Origin of the sequence: Haladaptatus sp. (assembly GCF_049589095.1) — an archaeon.
Lineage (GTDB): Archaea > Halobacteriota > Halobacteria > Halobacteriales > Haladaptataceae > Haladaptatus.
This window is the reverse complement of record NZ_JBAWAC010000094.1, coordinates 1-4,823: the sequence shown is the minus strand read 5'-3', so window position 1 is coordinate 4,823 and position 4,823 is coordinate 1. Positions and strand designations below refer to the sequence as shown.

The following is a 4,823-nucleotide window of genomic DNA, read 5'->3' as shown; positions in this document are numbered from 1 at the left end:
TTTCCGAACTGATGTTTACCGACCGGGATACCTTCTCGGGCGGACTCGAACTCACTCAACAGGAGATGGCCGAAGAGTGGTTCGCCGACCGGGACGAGGAGCGAGTCGAGCGCAATCCGACGCTCGCCTACGCCCTCGAAGACCGGGATGGCGTGGACGTGACCTACGACGAGGTGCGCGAGGCGAACCGCCCCGTGCAGTCCGACCGGGCGTGGATAGACAGCCTCCTCGAAGAGCACTTCGACGAGGACGAAGACGAGGACGGCGAAAGCATGCTCGACCTCGTGGACGTCTACGCACCCGAGGAAGTCGAACTGACGCTGGACGACCTCGTGCTCACGGCGGACCAGGAGGCCGAGATCCACAAGATCGTGAAAGCCATCGAACACCGGGAGTATCTCGCCCAAATCGGCTTGCGAGAGATCGGGAAGCTCCTGTTCGTCGGTCCGCCAGGAACGGCGAAAACCTCGACGGCACGGGCGTTAGGATACGACTTGGACCTGCCGTTCGTGGAGGTCAAACTGTCGATGATAACCAGCCAGTATCTCGGCGAGACGGCGAAGAACGTCGAGAAGGTGTTCGAGGTGGCCAAACGGCTCTCGCCGTGTATCCTCTTCATGGACGAGTTCGACTTCGTCGCCAAAACGCGGCGAAGCGACGAGCACGCGGCCATCAAGCGCGCCGTCAATACCCTCCTGAAGAGCATCGACAACATCTCGCTCATCGAGGACGACGTGTTGCTCATCGGCGCGACGAACCACCCCGACCAACTCGACGCGGCGGCGTGGCGGCGGTTCGACGACATCCTGAACTTCCCGAAACCCGACGAGGGAATGCGGGCGGACATCCTCCGGGTCATCACCCGACAGATGAAAATCTCGGATTTCAACCCCGAGGAGATCGCGGAGATGACCGAAGGGTTGACGGGAAGCGACCTGCGGCTCGTCCTCCGCGAGGCCGTGCTGGAGGCGTTGACCGAGGAGCGCACGGAGCTCACGCAGGAGGACCTCCACTACGCGATTCAGGACTTCGAGGAGCGTGACCACCTGAAGGACATGGACATGATCGACGGCGACCACGACGCGCTCGTCGCGGGCGGGGACATCAGCGGTCACTCACACGACCACTGACCGATGGAAGTCACCCTCCTCGGCACCGGCGACACGACGGGGACACCGACGGCTGGCTGTGACTGTGACACCTGTCGGGCGGCCCGCGAACGCGACGTCGAACGCTCGCGGTTTTCGGTTCACGTCCGCAACGAGGAGACTGACGAGTGTCTGCTCATCGACGCGAGTCCCGACTTTCGTTCGCAGTTTCTCACCCACGACGTGCCGCTTCCGGACGAACTGCTGGTCACGCACATCCACTTCGACCACCTCGACGGGTTGGGGAACGCCTACCGACTGTTCGACGCCCTGCCCGTCCACGCGACGAACGAGACGGACCCGGAGACCGGCGAGAGCGTCGCGGAGACTATTCGGGACAAGTTCGACTACCTCGCACAGATCACGGTTCACGACCACGAACCACTCTCGTCGTTCTCGGCGTGCGGGTTCGACGTGACGTTCGTCCCCGTCGAACACCCGCCGCTGCTCTGTTACGGTGTCGTCGTGGAGGGGGACGGGTCCAAACTCGCGCTCACCGGCGATACGGGGTATGCGATTCCACAGGCGTCTCGCGAGGCCCTCTCGAACGCCGACCTGTTTCTGGCCGACGCCATCGTTCCGGCGTCGCTCTGTGAGTACCACCCGGCGGGGGGCCGCCACCACACCGACGACGGCGTTCCGCGCACGTTCGGCTACAAACACATGACGCGAGAGGGAGCGCTCTCGATGGCGGACGAACTCGACGCGGAAGAGACGCGACTGGTGCACGTCTCGCATTTCTATCCCGAAGAAGAGGCGTTCGAAGAGCCGCTGGCGATCGATGGCGAGCAGTACCGAATCTGATCGCTATTCCGTTTTCCGGACCAACAACGCGGCGGCGACGATCAATCCGGCGATGCCCACGGCGACGCCGAATCCGGGCATCGACGTGTCCGAATCGGCCGTGGTTCCGGAACTGAGGTTCGCGCTGCTGCCGTTATCCCCGTCGCTGTCCTGTACGCCCCCGGAATCGTTCGATGTGGTCGTCGTGTTGTTCGGCTTCTGACCCTCTGCCCAGCCGTGGATGGAGTTGAGATAGGCGTTACACTGCTTCATCGACTGCGGGTCGTACTTGTCGGCCGCACCTTTGAGTTGGTAGCTACCGGTCGCGTTCTGGTCGGCGATGGTCGGACCGTTCGATTCGTCACCCGTTCCGATACGCTCCACGTCGTAGACGAGCCACGGCGTGTAGAACTCCCACTTGACGGTGCCGTTCGGCGACACTTGCATCACGCGCTCGTGTTTCGAGTCGCCGAGGAGGGTGTCGCCGTTCGGCAGGCGGTCGGCGTCGCGGGGCCACGAGAGGTCGTCGCCCTTCCCGAGCGACCACGTTCGGTTCCAATTGTCACCCTCCTTCTGGTATTCGACCATCCGGTTGTTGTCGGAGTCGGCGACGAGCATCGTCGGTTTGCCGTCCTCGCTCTCCAAGTAATCGGGGTTGTGTTGTTTGTTGAGGATGCTGGTGTTCCCGGGTTCCCCGAGTTTCATGTCGATTTTATTCGTGGAACGGTTGATGACGATGGCTTGGTCGAAGTTGCGCGGCGAGACGAGATACTCGCCCTCGCCGATCTTCTGCACGTTGTTGACGTGCGTCCAGTCGTTGGTGTAGTTGTGGTACCCGGTCTTGGCCGTGTCCTTGGGGTAGTGGTCCCGGAAGTACCAGCGCCAGACGACCTTGTCCTTCTTCAAATCGTAGACGAAGACGCTGTCGTCGTTGCGTTCAGCGTTCTCCTTGTAATTGCGCAGGTTGGCGACCAGCAGTTGCGTGCCGTTGTTGATGAGGTCGACGTCGTGGGTGTCCTCGATGTCGAGAGTCTGACTCCAGACGTGCTTCTGGGTTCGCGGGTTGAACTCGTACACGACCGTCTTGCCGTTCTTCGTCCCCGTGACGAACAGGTTACCGTTCGGCATCGGGTCCACATCGTACCCCCAAACCATGCCGTGGTCGCCGGTGTGATGAACCCACTTCACCGTGCCGTTCGGCCCGATAGCGACGAGTTTGGCGTCGCGTTTCTGCCCACCGTCGACCCACGAATAGCCCTGTACCGCAACGACCGTCGTCCCGTTCACGGACTGCGTGATGGTACCCGTACAGGGATTGGAAGCAACGCTTCCCTGGTCGTCCGATTGGGCAACCAACGTCGGGGTGAACAGGGAGAGACAACACAAGAGTATCGCGCCGACGGCCAACGACTGCCGCCGGGAGAGCGTCTGCATACAACCCCATTCTTGATCCCGGTTCTTGTATGTTCACACTTCACGTCCGTCACTCGACACCTTGTTTTCACACCTAAGCTATCCGAATCTGTCGAGTCCGGACTGCCGACGCGTTCGTCCTGTCGGGTCCGCGACCCACGGTGTCCGATCGTCTCGCTCCGCCTCCCAATCGACCGTTGGCGGGTCGGCGGGGTCGTGACCCGGACAATCCGACCCGCAATTCGCCGGATTGACCACCCGATCCTTCCAGCCACAGTACGGAACCCCGCCCGAGTGCGATTCGACCGCCGCACAACCGGGCAAGTCGTAACTCCGCCACCCTTTGCCGTACGCCCGCTCCGCCATCCGCCTTCGGCGTTTTTCCTTCGACGCGGCGCTCGCCACGCGAACGTCGGTTCGCCCGACGTGCGTATCGATCAGTTCGGTTCCCGCCCCTTCGCTGTCGAGAGGTGTCGGCTCTCGAACCACCTCCACCCTCGCCGCTTCGGCGTCGAACCGCCAGACGCCCACCGTCTCCGGAATCCGATTCAGATGCGCGCGAGTGACGTAACTCTCGGTCGCCAGGATCACCTCGTCCACCAGTGCCAGACTCACGTCCTTCCGGAGTTGGGTTTCGAGGTCACCGGGCGCGGCGAGGTCCGGTTTGTTCTCGATGCCGATCAACCGCCCGAACCAGTCGGGATAGCGTGCCACCTGCCGGACGTACTCCCGGCCGCCCCTCCGCTCGCGCTCGTAAAAGCCGATTTCGACCGCCCGCTCGACCACCTCGCGGGCGTACTCCGACGACGTGTCGAACGCGTCCCGCCAGTAGCACGCCTCGCCGACGCCCACGTCGCTCTCGATGGCGGCGGCGGGAATCCGCTCACTCGTGAGTTCCGTCCGCGCCGCGAACTCCGGGCCGGGTTCGACGCACAGCACGTCGATAACCCGATTCGACGGTGCGTGGACACCGGCACCGATTTGCCGGGCGATGATCCGCTCCGTCGTCGCTTCGAGGTGCGTGCATAGTTTCAGTTCGAACGGGAACTCTCGCACATGATTGGGGTGGGGCTGTGAGCTGAAAAATACCTCGGACGAGCCTGTTCACGACGAGATGGCTCCGATTGTGGTTTCACTACGACAACGACTTCCGGGCCGGAACACCCGCTCCGAGGGAATCGTTCTTTTTCTTCGATTTCAGTCGCCGAATCGCATGAAGACCACCCCGCACCGCGACCGTCTCGGTCCACAGACCTCCTCCAACCGATTCCTTCGGGATTAACGACGGGATTGCGTTCGGAGTAACGATAGCAATATCTTCGATTCACATTCGACGGTACATCCCGCGCGAGGCGGGGGCAGTGTACTCGAAGCCGAACTGCTCGTAAAAGCCCTCCACGTCGGCCATGAGGTTGACGTACGCCCGTTCCGGCGCGTTCTCCTCTAAGTACTCCTTCAGTCGCTCCATCATCCGGGATC

4 protein-coding genes and 1 pseudogene are annotated in these 4,823 nt (G+C 62.3%); 2 read left to right on the top strand and 3 right to left on the bottom strand.

The annotated features are described in order from the left end of the window. Together WBV42_RS03155 and WBV42_RS03150 are read left to right on the top strand one after the other, a co-directional pair. A partial coding sequence (locus tag WBV42_RS03155; protein ID WP_423984744.1) for an ATP-binding protein occupies positions 1–1,130 on the top strand: 1,130 nt, incomplete at its 5' end. Between the two features lie 3 nt (positions 1,131–1,133). Beyond that, a complete protein-coding gene (locus tag WBV42_RS03150) occupies positions 1,134–1,952 on the top strand; it encodes an MBL fold metallo-hydrolase (RefSeq protein WP_423984743.1) in 819 nt (272 codons plus the stop codon). Positions 1,953–1,955: 3 nt separating this feature from the next. Here WBV42_RS03150 and WBV42_RS03145 read toward each other — a convergent pair whose 3' ends face one another. The 3 genes and pseudogenes from WBV42_RS03145 to WBV42_RS03135 form a co-directional block, all read right to left on the bottom strand. Continuing rightward, positions 1,956–3,365 carry an arylsulfotransferase family protein gene (locus WBV42_RS03145; RefSeq protein WP_423984742.1) on the bottom strand — a complete coding sequence of 470 codons (1,410 nt, stop codon included), beginning with the start codon at positions 3,363–3,365 and terminating at the stop codon, positions 1,956–1,958. Positions 3,366–3,443: 78 nt separating this feature from the next. Beyond that, a complete protein-coding gene (locus WBV42_RS03140) occupies positions 3,444–4,400 on the bottom strand; it encodes a DUF5787 family protein (protein ID WP_423984741.1) in 957 nt (318 codons plus the stop codon). A 268-nt stretch (positions 4,401–4,668) separates the two neighbouring features. Next, positions 4,669–4,823 (bottom strand): annotated as a pseudogene (locus tag WBV42_RS03135) (GNAT family N-acetyltransferase); the annotation flags it as partial.